Genomic DNA, 15,310 nt, shown 5'->3' with positions numbered 1-15,310 from the left:
CCGATGTCTGATCCCCTCCAGAGCGCCGTCGTCACCGGTGCCGGCCGCGGCTTCGGGCACGCGATCGCCGCCGCGCTCGTCACGGTGGGCACCGGCGTCGTCGGCATCGCCCGCGACGAGCAGGAGTTGCGCGCCGTACGCGACGAACTCGGCGAGCGCTTCACACCCCTCGCCGCCGATGCCACCGACGAAGCGCTCGCGCGGGACGTGATCCGCGAACGCCGTCCGGGCCTGCTTGTCCTCAACGCCGGAGCCACACCGCACATGGCGCCCGTGCATGAGCAGACCTGGGAAACCTTCAGCCGCAACTGGCACGCCGACACCCGGCACGTCTTTGCCTGGACTCGGGCGGCACTCCGGGGGCCGCTGGCGCCGGGCAGCGTGGTCGTCGGGATGTCCAGCGGAGCCGTCCTGGGCGGATCCGTGCTCAGCGGCGGATACGCCGGCGCCAAGGCCGCCATTCGGTACGTACTCGGGTACGCGGCCGACGAGTCGAAGCGGGCCGGGCTGGACATCCGGTTCGTCACCCTGCTGCCGCGGCTGACCCCCGCCACCGGCGTCGGCTCGGTCGCGATCGAGGGCTACGCCGCCCGCCAGGGCGTCGACCGTGACACCTTCGTCGAAGGGCTGCGGCCGATCCTCACCCCGGACCAGGTCGCCAAGGCCGTCCTGGAAGTCGCCAGGGACCCCGCAAGCGCCCCCGAGTACCTGGTCAGCGGCGCTGGACTGCGCCCGGTCGGCTGAGCCGCCGCCTACAGTGAATCTCACCGGACCTTCAGGAGAAGCCGCGATGGCGTCGGACGCCGAGTTCGCCACCCTGGCCGAGCCGTTCCGCCCGGAGCTGCTCGCGCACTGCTACCGGCTCCTCGGCTCGATCCATGACGCCGAGGACCTGGTGCAGGAGACGTACCTGCGGGCGTGGCGAGCGTTCGGCGCGTTCGAGGGCCGCTCGTCGCTGCGGCGCTGGCTTTACAAGATCGCCACCATGGCCTGCCTGACGGCGTTGGAAACTCGCTCCCGCAGGCCGCTTCCGTCGGGACTGGGCGCGCCTTCGGACGATCACCGGGTGGCCGTGGCTCCCCGAGAGCCGTCGGTGGCGTGGCTCCAGCCGGCGCCCGACACGCTGCTCGGCGCCTACGACCCCGCGGCGATCGTGGCCGGGAGGAGTGGAGTGCGGCTCGCCTTCATCGCCGCGCTCCAGTTCCTGCCCGCGCGGCAGCGGGCCGTACTGACGTTGCGCGACGTGCTGGCGTTCCCGACGGCCGAGGTCGCCGAGATGCTGGATACGACGACCGCGGCCGTCGACAGCGCGCTCCGCCGTGCCCGGGCCCGCCTGGCCGAGGCCAGGCCGGTGGAGGACGACCTGGCCGAGCCGGACGAGGAAACCCGGCGAGCCCTCCTCGACGGCTATGTCGACGCGTTCACCCGGGCCGACCCCGACGCGCTGGTGAACCTGCTGCGGGCGGATGTCGAGCTGGAGATGCCGCCGATCCCGACCTGGTTCACCGGCCGACCCGCGGTCCTCGGCTTCCTGGCCAGCCGGGTACTGCGCAGGGACCTGTGGCGGATGGTGCCCACCCGTGCCAACGGCCAGCCCGCCGTCGTCGCCTACGCGCGTGTGGCCGACGGCCGGTACGAGGCGCACGGCGTCGAGGTCCTGACCCTGATGGGGTCCCGGATCGCCCGCATCACGGCGTTCCATGACCGGGGCCTGGTGCCGACGTTCGGACTCGCGCCCGCGCTCGCGACCTGAACCGGACAGCCACTGCCGTACGCAGGCCCACCGCCCCGGCAGACGGGTGATCTCGGTGATCGCCAGGGCGAGGGCGCGCATCGACTCCATGACACAACAAGGAAGGCGCACATGAGTACGCAGCAGGCGGCGCCGAGCCCGGGCAGGACGAACCTCGCCTTGGCCGCGCTGTTCTTGGGAATGTTCGTGCTGGGCAGTGCCGAACTGCTCGTGGTCGGCGTGCTGAACCTGATCGCCGCCGACCTCCAGGTCTCCATCCCCGCGGCCGGCCAACTGGTGACCGCGTACGCGTTGGGCCTCGCCATCGGCGGTCCGCTCCTCGCCGCGCTGACGATCAGGCTGGACAAGCGGACCATCCTTGTCGGCACACTCCTTCTGTTCATCCTGGGCAACCTGGTCGCGGTGCTGACCTCCAGCTACGGCCTGTTCGTCGCGGCGCGTGTCTGCACCGGAGCTCTCCAAGGCCTCTTCATCGCCGCCGCGTTCGCGGCGGGCATATCGGTCGTCCCGCCGGAGCGGATGGGCCGGGCGATCTCCGCGGTCGTCTCCGGTGTAGCCGTGTCGGCCGCGCTGGGCGTTCCCTTGGGCACGCTGGTCGGCCAGGCGCTGGGCTGGCGCGGCTCGTTCACCGCGATCGTGGTGCTCAGTGTGATCGCGCTGATCGCCACGATGGTGCTGGTCCCGTCCGTGCCCAGTGCCGGCGGCGGCGCGGGCAGCCAGGCCAGGTACGCGTTCGCCCCACGGGTGCTCGCCGTGCTGTTCCTGAACTTCCTGGTGTTCGCGACGCTGTACGCGGCGCTGACCTACATCGTGCCGTTCCTGGAGAGCGTCACGGGCATCTCCGGTGCGTTGATCAGCGTGTTCCTCCTGGCCTACGGCGTGGCCACGGCGGTGGGCTCGTTCGCGGGCGGCCGGTTCGCCGACAAGAACGCCGCCCGCACCCTGATCGTCGCGACCATCGGCGTCGCGGGCTGTCTGCTGGCGCTCCACCTCGTCGGCGCGATCGCGTTCCTCGTGGTGCTGGTACTGCTGGTCTGGGGCGTGTTCAGCTTCGGCATGGTGCCCTCCCTCCAGTACCGCGTGGTCAGCCTGGCCGGCCCCGGCGGTGCCCTGGCACAGTCGCTGCCCGCCTCCGCGGCCAATGTGGGCATCGCGTTCGGCTCGGTTGCCGGTGGCGTGGCGATCGGCAGCTTCAATGCCTCTTCCGTGGTGATCACCGGCCTGATCATCGCTGTGATCACCATTCCGGTCGCCTGGGCCACCAGCTTCCTCGAGCCACCGGTCGTCGAGGAAGCGGTGGAGCACACTCGCGAGGCCGCGTAACACGCCCTCGGTCGATCGCCTGCTCCGCGGGGTGGTACTCCCGGCACCGGTGCGCGGCCGCCGAGACGACGGCCCTCGGGCACAGCGGGAACCGGGAGGAACCTCCTTGACGTTGAGTAGTAGGCGAAGAAAGTCAGGGGGTTCTGATGGCGTACGGACCGCACGGCGTGACCCGCCCCGCACCAGCACCGCGTCGTGAGCGGGCCAAAGACGCGGCTGTCCTGGTCGCGGGCTGGGTTGCCCTGCTGTGGGCGCTCGAGGCCCTCGACACCATAAGCGGCCACTCCCTGGACACCTTCGGTATCACCCCGCGCGAGCCCGGCGAACTGCGTGACATCGTGCCCGCCGCCTTCATGCACTTCGGCTTCGACCATCTCGCAGCGAACAGCGTGCCGTTGCTGGTCCTCGGCTTCCTCACCGCGCTGTCCGGCATTCGCCGCTGCCTCGCTGTCGTCACCATGATCATCGTCGTCAGCGGCCTGGGCGTCTGGCTCACGGCACCCGAACACTCCGTGACCGCGGGCGCGTCCGGCGTCGTCTTCGGCCTCTTCGGCTACCTGCTGATCCGCGGCTTTGTCGACCGCCGCGCCGGTGACGTACTCGTAGGTCTCCTCGTCGGCGCGGTCTACGGCTCGATCCTGTGGGGCGTACTGCCCACGACGGCCGGAGTCAGCTGGCAGGGGCATCTCTTCGGCCTGATCGGCGGAGTGGCCGCCGCCTTCGCGTTCCGGCGGCCTCGCGGCGTTTGAGCGAGGCCGGCGTGGAGGGAGCCTCGGCCCCGCCGCACCACCGGACATGTCGTGGCGGCCACGCCCGGCGAACAGGTCCCGTCCAGGCGCTGTGAAGTACGGGTCTTCGATCTCCCGCCCGACGGTCGTACCCGAGCACGCGGGTCTGCTACTTTTGGTGATCAAATGATTTCGGAGAGTGACTGTCGCCTGGGAGAACACCACTCATGGACAACGTACTGCTCGATCGGTATGAGGGCGCCCTGCGGCCTGCCCGGGAACGCCTGGCCGGGAATCGGGCCATGCGGGCGGTGCTCGACACCGACACCGACCCGCGAACCGTGGAGTTGATGCTCACCGCGTACGCCGTCAACGGCGTGGCGATGGTGGAGCCCGTGGAAGGCTGGATTCGACGCGCAGCGGAACGCTGCCTAGAGCTGGGATACCAGGAGCTGGGTGACGCGCTGCTGCGGCACGCCAAATCCGAGGCGGGCCATCACCGCATGATGCTCAGCGATCTGCGTCTCCTGACGGACAGCTGGAACGGACGGGGACTTCCGCCGCTCGACCCCGACGAGCTCCTCGCTCGCCCTCCCCGGCCTGCGGTCCGCCAGTACATCGACCTCCACGAGGACGCCATCGCGGGCCCGACCCCGTTCGTGCAGATCGCCATCGAATACGAGATCGAGAACCTGTCCGCCCAGTACGGCTCGATCATCGTCGAAGGATGCAAGGCCAGGCTCGGCGACGGCGTCCACGGCGCGCTGAGCTTTCTCGTCGAGCACGCCAAGGCCGACGTGGGGCACACCCTGTTCAACCGCCGTCAGATGGCCGGGTTCCTCGAGCGGAACCCGGCCGCTCTCGACGATCTGGTCGCAGCGGGAACGCGGGCGCTCGACGTCTACGGCCGATGCCTCGACGAGTGTCTGCAGTTCGCCACCGATTTTCAGGCCGAGTACATGCCGGTGCCGTAGCACGCACAGATGCGCGTGGCCGGGATGCGGGACTCACCGCACCGCCTCCCGGCCGAGTAGGGGTCGGACGTGCCGTACGAGCAACTGCCGGCTCAGTTCGCGAAGTCGCGTACTTCCGTCCTGGGAGGGATCCGCCAAGCCGATGCGTACCTCGTCGTCGAAGTGCGGGACAGGGATGTCTCCCATTTCGGGCAGCCACCGGTAGCCGGCGATCCTGGCGAGGGCCCGTGCCTGTCCGTCCCGAGTCCCCGCCGCGCTGAACACCGCACTGACGCCCAGGTGTTGCGCCAACGCGCAGGCGTACGCGGTCAGCGTGAACGCCACACTCGTCCTGCGGTGCTCCGGTGCGACGGACCAGCCACCACACTCGGCGGCCGAGGACCGACGGAGTCCGGCCCGGGAGAGAGCATCGGCCAGGCCCGCGGAGCCGAGGAGCCGCTCGCAGACGCCCAGGCTCAGCTGGTCCAGCATTCCCAGACGGACACAACCGACGATTCGGCCCTCGGTCTCAGCCATCACATGGAACGACTGCAGATCCGCCGGGTCGGGGTCATGGAAACGGCCGCTCGGGGTCTGGAAGCCGGGACGGCGACCGCGATCGTGCAGCACCCGCCCCCGGAAAGCCCGGATCTCCTCGAGCCAGTCCGGGACGGCCTCTCCCGACGGCGGTGTCTGAATCGACCACCGCAGCGAGGGATCCGGTTCGCCCGCCCGGCTCATGCCGCCCGCCGGGGCGTACACCGGAGCCCAGGGCGATCCTGGAGGAAGCCTTCAGGGCGGAGCCGGTGGCAGGAATCGGAAGTAAGGGGCGAAATTCGCATACGCGATCAACGATGACCTGTCCGGCCGGTCACGAGCGACAGTCGGCCCGTCCGGTTACCGTGCGTGAGAGATCTTACGAACCGTGACTCATGTCCCTGATGCCCGTATCCTCGTCAATGCCAGGTAATTCCGAAGTGTGGATTATCTCCGGGGTTAGTGAGGCGAAGCGTGGCTCGGTCCGGCGCAGAACCGATACCGGCGGGGCGTGCGACAGGCGGCACGGGGCCCGCCCGTTTGCGTGAGCGCTTCCTGCAGGGTGAGTCGGTCGAGGCGGGTGTGCGAACGTCGATCCTGCATTCCTGGCGGCGCAGCCAGTCCCTGGGGCTGTCGCCGGACCAGTCCGACCTTCCCTTCCGGGGGGATTTCGATCCGGACGAGCGGATCATCCGCGCAGCCGTGCCCGTGCTCGACCGGCTGCAGTCCCGGTTCGCCGGCAGCGCGATGAACATCTCCGTCGCCGATGCGAGCGGGACAGTTCTCCTGCGTCGTTTCGGAGAGGCATCGCTGGCCAGAAGTCTCCCGGCGATCCAGAGCGTCCCGGGATTCGTGTTCGCCGAGCAGGTCGCCGGTACCAACGGCATCGGTCTCGCGCTGGCGGAGCGGCAGCTCATCAGGGTCTACGGTGCCGAGCACTTCGCCGAGCGTTCCCAGGGCAGCGCCTGCCGCGCGCTTCCCCTCCGGGACCTGCTCAGCGGCCGCATCGAGGGCGTCCTGTGCTTCGGCTATCCGCGCAGCGCCGAGGACGAGGTGCTGGACACCGTGATACGCAAGGCCGCCGAGGCCATCGAGCGGCGACTGCTGGGGCAGAGTTCCGCGCGGGAGCGCGCGCTGCTGCGGTCGTACCTGGACACCGGAGCCGAAGCCGCCGCGGGCCTGCACCACAGAGTCGGGGTGGACGAACTGGCCTTCGAACTGCGCCCCCGTGACCGGGCGATCCTCATGGAGCAGGCCGCAGAGCTGATCTCCCACGCACAGCGGGCCGCCGTCGACGTGTCCCTGCCCGACGGCCGGCGGGTCACGCTCCTGAGCCGTCCGATGACGAGTGGCTCCGGAGTGGAAGGCTTCGCCGTCGAGGCCGTCCTCCCCGGCCCCTCACCGCGCGATCCCTTCGCCATCCCGCACCAGGTCGACGAGCCGCCGGGCCGCCCCGCCGAACTCGCCGTCCTGCCTGCCACCCCGCCATCCGGGCACCTTCCCGGCGCCGCGCCCGGCCCGGCCGCCGTGGGCATCACGACCGCCGGCGTCGACGGCGCGACGGACGACCAGCTCGGCTCCCCGGTCGCGGCCAGGGGCCTCGTGCTGGTGGGGGAGCCGCACGTGGGGACGTACGCCCTGGCCGCGCGCCGCCGCCTGGAGCTGCTGTCCGAGGCCGGCGCCCGCATAGGCACCACCCTGGATGTGCGCCGCACTGCCCAGGAACTCGCCGAGGCCGCGGTGCCCCGACTGGCCGACTTCGTCACCATCGACCTGCCCGAGGCCGTACTGCGCGGCGAGGAGTCCGCCGATCCCCGCACCGACCTGCGCCGTACGGTGGTCCACGGCATCCGCGACGACTGTCCCTTCAGCCCGGTCGGCAAGCAGGTCGAGTACGGCCCGGCCACGCCCCAACTGCGTTGCCTGGCCGACGGGCAGGCAGTACTGGAGCCGGACCTGAAGGCCGCCGCGGGCTGGTTCGCGCAGGACCCCGAGCACTCCGAACAGCTGCTGAGCCACGTCCACTCCCTCATCGCGGTGCCCCTGGTAGCGCGCGGTGTCGTGCTGGGCGTCGCCGGCTTCTACCGCGCGCAGGACCCCGCCCCCTTCGGAGACGACGACCGCTCGCTGGCCCAGGAACTCGCCACCCGTGCCGCACTGTCCATCGACAACGCCCGGCGCTACACGCGCGAACGCACCATGGTCCTGGCCCTGCAGCGCAGCCTGCTCCCGCACGGTCTGCCCGACCAGGACGCCGTCGAGGTCGCCCATCGCTACCTGCCCGCCGAATCCGACGTCGGCGGAGACTGGTACGACGTCATCCCGCTGTCCGGCACCCGCATCGGCCTCTTCGTCGGCGACGTCGTCGGCCACGGGATGCTCTCCGCCGCCACGATGGGCCGGCTGCGCACCGCCGCACGCAGCTTCGCGGAACTCGACTTCCCCCCGGACGAAGTGCTCACCCACCTCGACAACCTCGTGGCGCGTCTGGACCGGGAGGACCCGGTCTCCGACGGCGGCGGCATCATCGGCGCGACGTGTCTGTACGCCGTCTACGACCCGACCTCGCAGCGGTGCACCATGGCCCGTGCCGCCCACCCCCCGCCCGCGCTGGTCCACCCCGACGGCAACGTCTCGTTCCCCGACCTGCCCGCCGGGCCGCCTCTCGGACTCGGGGGCCTGCCCTTCGAAGCCGCCGAGATCCCCCTCCCCGAAGGCAGCCAACTGGTCCTCTACACCGACGGACTCATCGAGGACCGCCACCGCGACGTCGACGTGGTCCTGGACCAGCTGCGCGGCGCCCTGGCCCACCCGGAACGCAGCCCCGAAGAGACCTGCCAGGCGGTCCTGGACACCGTGGCGCCCGCCCATCCCGGCGACGACATCGCCCTGCTCGTCGCCCGCACCCACGCCCTCGACCCCCATCAGATCGCCACCTGGGACCTGCCCGCAGACCCGGCACGCGTCAGCGAAGTCCGCGCCGGCGCCATGCGACAGCTGTCCGACTGGGGACTCGACGAGGCCGCGTTCGCCGCGGAACTGATGCTCAGCGAGCTGGTCACCAACGCCATCCGCCACGGTGCCGGGCCCATCCGGGTACGGCTGCTCCACGACCGCACCCTGATCTGCGAGGTCTCCGACACCAGCAACACCGCCCCGCACCTGCGCCGGGCGGCCACCACCGACGAGGGCGGCCGCGGCCTGTTCCTCGTCGCGCAGCTGGCACAGAGCTGGGGCACCCGCTACACCCCGGAGGGCAAGGTCATCTGGGCCGAATGCGGGCTCGACGGCGTGTGAGGGCCCGAGCGCGGCGCTGAGGCAGGCGTGACCGTCCGGACACGGGCGGGGGAGTGGGCCGGCTGAGTCAGTCGGCGGCCGCTGACCCGTTGGGGTCACGAGAGACGACAAATGTCTGAGATATGGCTATATGACCAGCTAGTATCGCTCATGACAGTCGGGAAGTACGCGCCAGGCCGATCACCGGAGATGTCCGTGGAACCTCTTGTCCGCGTCCGCGGGCTCACCAAGCGGTTCGGCGGGACCCTCGCGCTGGCCGGGGTCGACCTGGACGTCCACACCGGCAGCGTTCTCGCGCTTCTCGGTCCCAACGGTGCCGGAAAGTCCACGCTCATCAAGGTGCTCGCCGGTGTCCACCATGCCGACGCAGGACAGATCACGGTGGACGGGCACCCGCTCGGCAGTCATGCCGCTTCCCGCAGTATGTCCTTCATCCACCAGGATCTCGGTCTGGTGGAGTGGATGACGGTCGCCGAGAACATCGCCCTGAGCACCGGATATCCGCGGCGCGCCGGACTGATCTCCTGGCGGCGGGCCCGAGAGCGCTGCACCGACGCCCTGCGGATCGTGGCCGGACACCTCGATCCCGACGCAACCGTAGCCCAACTCGCCCCGGCCGAGCGTTCCTTGGTCGCCATCGCCCGAGCCCTGGCGGCACGGGCGAAGCTCATCGTCCTCGACGAGCCGACCGCCCGCCTCCCCGCCGCGGACTGCGCCCGGCTGTTCCGCGTCCTGCACACCCTGCGCGACCGGGGGCACAGCATCCTCTACGTCAGCCACCGTCTGGACGAGGTCTACGAGGTCGCCGACTCCTTCGCCGTCCTGCGCGACGGCCACCTCGTCAGCCACGGTGCGCTGGCGGGCCACAGCCCAGCCCGCCTGGTGCGCGACATCATCGGCGAGGAACTGACCTACCACCGCCCCGCCCTGTCCCCGTTCGGCGGACCCGCCGTCCTCACCCTCGACGGCGTACGGACCGCCGGCGTCGGACCGGTCAGCCTGGAGCTCAGAGCCGGGGAAGCCCTGGGCCTGGTCGGCCTCTCGGGCGCCGGACACAGGGACCTGGGCCGGGCCCTCGCGGGTGCCCGGCCCCTCCTCGGCGGACGGGCCCTTCTCCGCGGCCGCCCGTACAGGCCCCGTACGGTCGCCGACGCCGTGAGACTCGGTGTCGCCTTCGTGCCCGGCGACAGAGAGCAGGAGGGCTGCCTCGCCGAGCTGACCGTACGGGAGAACCTTCTGGCCAACCCCCGCACGGGAGACCTGCCGGCACCGCACTGGATCAGCCCCCGCCGTGAACGCGCCGAGGCCGCCACCCTGATCGAACGGTTCTCGGTGCGCCCCCGCGACAGTGAGGCCCTCATCGCCACCCTGTCCGGCGGAAACCAGCAGAAGGTCATGATCGGCCGATGGCTCCGGGCGGGCCTGCGCCTGCTGATCCTCGAGGAGCCGACCGCGAGTGTGGACGTCGGCGCCAAGACCGCGGTCTACCGACTGCTCGACGAGGCACTGGCCGCCGGCCTCGCGGTCCTGCTCATCTCCACCGACTTCGAAGAGGTCGTGGACGTGTGCCGACGCGCCCTGGTCTTCGTCCGCGGGTCCGTGACGGTCGAGCTGAATGGTCCGGCCCTCACCGTCGCCGGACTCACCCGGGCGGCATCGGCCATGCCCCACTCCGAAACCGCAACGGGCCCGTGACCGCCTCGCCCCCGCCCTCCTCTCCCCGGCCGCGACCACCTCGGCTGGGCCGGCTGAGCCGACTCGGCCGACGAGGCGGGCCGAGCCTCCCGGCCCGACTGCGCGGCCCGGGCGGGCACCTCATCGGCGCCTACGGCCTTCTGGCCCTCACCGCCCTGCTCTTCCTGATCTTCTCTCTCACCCTGCCGCGCACCTTTCCCACCCTGGACACCGTCGACTCGATCCTGTCCAACCAGTCGATTCCGGCCGTCCTCGCGCTCGCCGCCATGGTCCCCATCGTGACCGGCGCGTTCGACCTCTCCATCGGCTACGGCCTCGGCCTGGCGCACGTCATGGTGGTGCAGATCGTCGTCAACAACGGGTGGCCCTGGCCGCTCGCCTGCCTCGCGGTGCTCGTCGGAGGGCTGGTCGTGGGCATCCTCAACGGCGTCATCGTCGCGTTCGGCCGGATCGACTCCTTCATCGCCACTCTCGGGACCGGCAGCATGCTGTACGCCGTGACCGGCTGGGTCACCGACGGCGGCCGGATCGTCCCCGGCCCGCAGGGACTCCCGGCCGCGTTCACCGAGATCTACGACTCCACGTTCCTCGGCCTTCCGGTCCCCGCCTTCTACGTGCTCGCGCTCGCCGTCGCCCTCTGGCTGGCGCTGGAGCGGTTGCCGCTCGGCCGGTACCTGTACGTCGTCGGGTCGAACCCGCGCGCCGCCGACCTCGTCGGCATCCCGATCCGCAGGTACACCGTCTACGCCTTCGCCGCATCGGGTCTGATCGTCGGCTTCGCCGGAGTGCTGCTCGCGGCCCAGCAGCAGATCGGCAATCCGAGTGTCGGCCTCGACTATCTGCTGCCCGCGTTCGTCGGCGCCCTCCTCGGATCCACCGCGATCAAACCCGGCCGCCCCAACGCGATGGGCACCCTCGTCGCCGTCGCCGTCCTCGCCGTCGGCCTCACCGGCATCGGCCAGATGGGCGCCGATTTCTGGACGGTCCCGTTGTTCCATGGCGGCACCCTGCTCCTCGCCGTCGGCCTGGCCGGCTACTCCGCGCGCCGCCTGCGCACCGGCGCCGTCGCGGCCCGCGATTCGCCTGCCGTACCACCGGAGCCGCCGTCCTCCCCGACGCAGGACGGTGGCGCAGCGGGCACCTCTCCATGATCCACGCCACGGGCGTCACCTCGGTGCCCCCCGGCCGCGTCATCCCGCTCATCTCCGCGAGGAGCTCTCGTGCACTGCAACCGCAAAGCCGCCCCCGGTGTCCGCAGGGCTCGGTCCGCCGCCATCGCTCTGCTGGCTGCGGCTACCGTCCTCGCCGGCTGCGAACGCGGTACGTCGAGCGGCCCGGAGGACTCCACCACAGGCCCGAGCGGCTGCCCCGCGGTCACCGCCAGGGCCCACGCCGCCGTCAGACAGGCGGAGAAGACGGACGTCCCCTGGAACGGACCGACCAGCGGCCCGCGGGCGGTGTCCGGCAAGACCATCGTCTACGTCGCCCAGACCATGACCAATCCCGGAGTGGCGGGCGCCGCCAGAGGCGTGAGGGAAGCCGCGCGGGTCATCGGCTGGGACGTCCGGGTGATCGACGGTGGCGGTACCCCCGCCGGCATCCAGGCGGCGATGAGCGAGGCCGTGGCCCTCAGGCCCTCGGGCATCGTCATCGGCGGATTCGACCCCAACTCGACCTCGCGACAGGTCGCGCGGGCCAACGCGGCACGCATCCCGCTCATCGGCTGGCATGCGGTCGCGTCCCCCGGCCCCAGTCGGCGGCCCGAGCTCTTCACCAACGTCACCACCAAAGTCGAGGACGTGGCCGGAGTCAGCGCGCAGTGGGTCATCTCCAACTCCAACGGCAATGCCGGGGTCGTGGTCTTCACCGACGCTTCGATCCCCTTCGCCAAGAACAAGTCCGAGCTGATCAGAAAGGAGCTTGCCACCTGCTCGGGCGTGAAGCTGCTGGCGTACGTGAACATCCCGGTTCCGGACGCGAGCAGCCGTACGCCCCGGGAGGTGTCCTCGCTCCTGTCCCGCTTCCAGGACGGATGGACCCACTCCGTCGCCATCAATGACCTGTACTTCGCCGATGCCGCCCCGGCCTTCCGCGCGGCGGGCAAGGAGGGCTCCGGCCCGCCCTTCAACATCGGCGCGGGAGACGGCGACCCCTCCGCGTTCCAGCGCATCAACAGCAGGCAGTACCAGGCGGCCACCGTGCCCGAGCCGCTGTCCCTGCAGGGCTGGCAGATCGTCGACGAGTTCAACCGCGCCTTCTCCGGCCGTCCCGCCAGCGGATATGTGGCCCCCGTCCACATCAGCACGGCCGACAACAGCGACGGTGCGACGTCCTGGGACCCGGCGGGCTACCGGGAGGCGTACCGGAAGATCTGGGGCCCGTGACAGCGGCGTCGGAGCCGGTCAGCGGGATCCACGCGGCGCGCGTGCTTTATGGCGACGGGCCGGACCCGGCGCGTGTGGACGGTGCCTCACGTAGCCATCCGCGGTGGCGGAGCGTACTCGGTGAGCAGCAGTGCGATGTCGTCCGCCCTGTCGGGGGACCGGCAGGCATCCCGCAGCAGCCCGTCGGCCAGATCCTCCAAGCGACCCCTGCCCATGCGGGACAGTGAGGCCCGTAGCCGGTCGATGCCGGAACCGATGTCCGAGTCGCGCCTCTCGATCAGCCCGTCGGTGTACAGGGTGAGGACCGACCCGGGCGCGAGGTGCAGCTCCGACTCCGGATAGTCGGGCCTTGCCTCGACGCCGAGCAGCGGACCACCCGGCACATCCAGGATTTCGGTGTGTCCGTCGGGCAGGCGCAGCAGCGGCGGGCAGTGGCCCGCGCGGACGATGCGCACGACCCCCGAGAGGGGATGGAAGCGGGCGTAGCAGCAGCTGGCGAGCAGCGTGGGGTCGAGGTCCAGATGCAGCCGGTTGGTGCCGGCGACGACGTCGGTCGGCCGGTGGCCGGCGGTGACGAAGGCGCGCATCGCACTGCGCAGCTGGCCCATGGCGGCCGCGGCGGCGACGTTGTGTCCCTCGACGTCCCCGACGATCAGCGCGACCTCGTCGCCGACGGGGATGACGTCGTACCAGTCGCCGCCGATGTCCATCCCCCTGGTGCCCGGTAGGTAGCGTCCGGTGACATGGAGGCCAGGCAGCGTGGGCAGCCGGTGCGGCAGCAGTGCGTTCTGCAGGCCGCGAGCGAGGGCGAATTCGGCGTCGTAGAGCCTGGCGCGCTCCAGGGCCTGGGCGATCAGGCCGCCCAGCGCGGTGAGGACGCCGCGCTCCTCGTCGGGGAACCGGTGGACGTCGTCGAAGCCGAGCATGCAGGCGCCGACCGGACGGTTGGAGGCGATCAACGGCAGGAACGCCCAGGAGTTGGAGTGGCCGACCAGGGTTCCGGGGTACGTCTTGAGGAGCTCTTCCCGGGACTCGATGAACAGGGGTGCGCCGGAGGCCAGCGCATCCGTCACGGGCAGCCGGGCATGCAGTGGGGTGCCTTCGAACCGGGCGAGAAAGCGCTTCGAGTAGCCGCGCTGCGCGAGCAGGCGCAGGCGCCGCTCCTCCACGACGGCGATCGCCAGCTTCTGGCCACCGAAAGCGGGCAGCAGTTGCTCGGCGACGGCATCGAACACCTCGTGCGCGGTGACCGCCTCGGTGAGGGCGCTGCCCAGCTGGAGCACCCGGTACAGAGCCCCGAGGCGCGGGGCCGCGGGCGGAGGCGACAAGGATACGGGCGGACCTTCCTCCGGGACGGGCTCCCCGGGCCCGGTCCCGGCCGGTACCGGCTGCCTCACGGGCGCCGCCCAGCCCGTCATGCCCTGCCCACCAGGGTGCAGGGAGAAGACGAGCCACTCGTCGGGCGGGCGGCGTACCAGGAAGGAGACCGGCTGCTGGGAGACCACGGCGGCCCGGTAGCGGTCCTCGTACACCGGATCGGCCAGCCAGGGCAGCACGTCCCAGGGGCGCCTGCCGAGCAGCTCGTCCTGGCGGACCCGGAGCAGACTCTCCAGACTGTGGTTGGCGTAGGTGACACGCCCGTCCAGGGAGAGCGCGAAGAAACCGTCCGCGAGCCGTTCGAGCGCCGCCACGGCAGCCATGCCGCTCCCGGAGTCGAGCACGGCGCCGACCAGATGGGAGGGCGCCCGCGGGTCGTGCGGGTGCTCGGGCACCCGGCCCCACAGCTCGACGGTGCGGAGCCCTGCTCCGCCGTCCCGGATGCGCACGCAGTGCGCGAGCACGTGCCCCTCCTCGACCGCGGCGCGGGCCGCGGACCGGAAGCCGGGCAGATCCGCGGGCTCGATCCTGGCCGCCAGGGTGGCCGCCCGTCCGTCGAACTCGTTGGGCGGGATGCCGAAGATCGCGCACAGCTCGTCGTCGGCCGTCAGGACTCCTGTGTCGAGGACCCAGTCGAACAGGCCCACCCGTATCACCGGAGCGGACGGCACCGGGGCCACCACCGGGGCCGTCCGTTCGTCCCACTCGGCGAGCAGCCTACGGGCGCTCAGCCCGGCGAGGGCGGTGCCCAGACGGTCGGCCGCGGAGCGCAGCCGCCGACGCTGCGCCCGCGACAGCCCCGTCCGGTCTGGCCCGGGCGTCCACAGCACGGCCATCGTCCCGAAGGTCCGCCCGCCCGCTCTGACGGGCACCGAGGCAGAGCCGAACGGGTAGGGCACGGCGACCGAGAGCTGAGGGAAGCGCCGCATCGTCTCCTCCGCGTCGGCCAGATGGACCATGCGCCCCGAACGGTACGCCTCCGCCACCGGGATGCGGCTGTGCACCGGGATCCGACGCCACCCGCCCAGCAGGGAGGGCGGTGTCCCGCACGCGGCGGCCAGTACGAGCGACTGATGGTCACCGGAGAGCAGGAACACGCTTCCGGCATGCGAGCCGGTCACCTCCACGGCACTGACCACGGCGCTGACCAGCGCGTCGTCACGCTCAGGCGCTTCGCCGACACTCACGGCGCCGAAGGGGTACGAGCTCGATGCCACACCGTTGGCCGACACGTTGCCCTCGATCATCCATGGAGGATTTGTT

The 15,310-nt window shown here is 71.2% G+C and carries 11 protein-coding genes; 9 read left to right on the top strand and 2 right to left on the bottom strand.

All coding sequences use genetic code 11. From position 1 onward, the window contains the following. Nucleotides 1-3: 3 nt before the first annotated feature. From ABT063_RS02950 to ABT063_RS02930, 5 genes are all read left to right on the top strand, one after another. A complete protein-coding gene (locus ABT063_RS02950; protein WP_351055300.1) occupies nucleotides 4-744 on the top strand; it encodes an SDR family oxidoreductase in 741 nt (246 codons plus the stop codon). A gap of 13 nt (nucleotides 745-757) precedes the next feature. Beyond that, nucleotides 758-1,753 (top strand): RNA polymerase subunit sigma-70, encoded by a 996-nt coding sequence (locus ABT063_RS02945; protein ID WP_351055299.1) that lies wholly within the window; start codon nucleotides 758-760, stop codon nucleotides 1,751-1,753. 111 nt (nucleotides 1,754-1,864) lie between these two features. Next, nucleotides 1,865-3,076, top strand: coding sequence for an MFS transporter (locus ABT063_RS02940; RefSeq protein WP_351055298.1), 1,212 nt, complete (start codon nucleotides 1,865-1,867; stop codon nucleotides 3,074-3,076). Nucleotides 3,077-3,222: 146 nt separating this feature from the next. Beyond that, nucleotides 3,223-3,825 (top strand): rhomboid family intramembrane serine protease, encoded by a 603-nt coding sequence (locus ABT063_RS02935; RefSeq protein WP_351055297.1) that lies wholly within the window; start codon nucleotides 3,223-3,225, stop codon nucleotides 3,823-3,825. A gap of 206 nt (nucleotides 3,826-4,031) precedes the next feature. Then, complete coding sequence (locus ABT063_RS02930) at nucleotides 4,032-4,778, top strand: heme oxygenase-like domain-containing protein (RefSeq protein WP_351055296.1); 747 nt, start codon at nucleotides 4,032-4,034, stop codon at nucleotides 4,776-4,778. Between the two features lie 33 nt (nucleotides 4,779-4,811). Here the strand turns inward: ABT063_RS02930 and ABT063_RS02925 are convergent, their stop codons facing one another. Further along, nucleotides 4,812-5,519, bottom strand: coding sequence for a GNAT family N-acetyltransferase (locus tag ABT063_RS02925; RefSeq protein ID WP_351055295.1), 708 nt, complete (start codon nucleotides 5,517-5,519; stop codon nucleotides 4,812-4,814). A gap of 249 nt (nucleotides 5,520-5,768) precedes the next feature. Here ABT063_RS02925 and ABT063_RS02920 point away from each other — a divergent pair, with 249 nt between their 5' ends. The 4 genes from ABT063_RS02920 to ABT063_RS02905 all read left to right on the top strand — a co-directional run bounded on the left by ABT063_RS02920 (nucleotide 5,769) and on the right by ABT063_RS02905 (nucleotide 12,670). Then, complete coding sequence (locus tag ABT063_RS02920; RefSeq protein ID WP_351055294.1) at nucleotides 5,769-8,591, top strand: SpoIIE family protein phosphatase; 2,823 nt, start codon at nucleotides 5,769-5,771, stop codon at nucleotides 8,589-8,591. A gap of 189 nt (nucleotides 8,592-8,780) precedes the next feature. Continuing rightward, on the top strand, nucleotides 8,781-10,286 hold the full coding sequence (locus ABT063_RS02915; RefSeq protein WP_502990737.1) for a sugar ABC transporter ATP-binding protein: 1,506 nt from the start codon (nucleotides 8,781-8,783) through the stop codon (nucleotides 10,284-10,286). After that, entirely contained in the window at nucleotides 10,283-11,437 is a 1,155-nt protein-coding gene (locus ABT063_RS02910; protein ID WP_351055292.1) for an ABC transporter permease, read from the top strand. The genes ABT063_RS02915 and ABT063_RS02910 overlap by 4 nt, the downstream gene beginning before the upstream one ends. Nucleotides 11,438-11,506: 69 nt before the next feature. Next, a complete protein-coding gene (locus ABT063_RS02905; RefSeq protein WP_351055291.1) occupies nucleotides 11,507-12,670 on the top strand; it encodes a substrate-binding domain-containing protein in 1,164 nt (387 codons plus the stop codon). An 86-nt stretch (nucleotides 12,671-12,756) separates the two neighbouring features. On the opposite strand, the gene ABT063_RS02900 is transcribed toward ABT063_RS02905, so the two are convergent. After that, entirely contained in the window at nucleotides 12,757-15,294 is a 2,538-nt protein-coding gene (locus ABT063_RS02900; RefSeq protein ID WP_351055290.1) for a SpoIIE family protein phosphatase, read from the bottom strand. Nucleotides 15,295-15,310 lie beyond the last annotated feature (16 nt).

This window comes from Streptomyces sp. NPDC002838, assembly GCF_040295365.1.
GTDB lineage: Bacteria > Actinomycetota > Actinomycetes > Streptomycetales > Streptomycetaceae > Streptomyces.
This window is presented reverse-complemented; position numbering and strand designations above follow the sequence as displayed.

Excerpts from the sequence above, each read along its gene's own strand:
- ABT063_RS02950 (WP_351055300.1), top strand. The coding sequence starts at position 4 with ATGTCTGATCCCCTCCAGAGCGCCGTCGTCACCGGTGCCGGCCGCGGC.
- ABT063_RS02940 (WP_351055298.1), top strand. The coding sequence starts at position 1,865 with ATGAGTACGCAGCAGGCGGCGCCGAGCCCGGGCAGGACGAACCTCGCC.
- ABT063_RS02935 (WP_351055297.1), top strand. The coding sequence starts at position 3,223 with ATGGCGTACGGACCGCACGGCGTGACCCGCCCCGCACCAGCACCGCGT.
- ABT063_RS02930 (WP_351055296.1), top strand. The coding sequence starts at position 4,032 with ATGGACAACGTACTGCTCGATCGGTATGAGGGCGCCCTGCGGCCTGCC.
- ABT063_RS02915 (WP_502990737.1), top strand. The coding sequence starts at position 8,781 with ATGTCCGTGGAACCTCTTGTCCGCGTCCGCGGGCTCACCAAGCGGTTC.
- ABT063_RS02900 (WP_351055290.1), bottom strand. The coding sequence starts at position 15,294 with ATGATCGAGGGCAACGTGTCGGCCAACGGTGTGGCATCGAGCTCGTAC.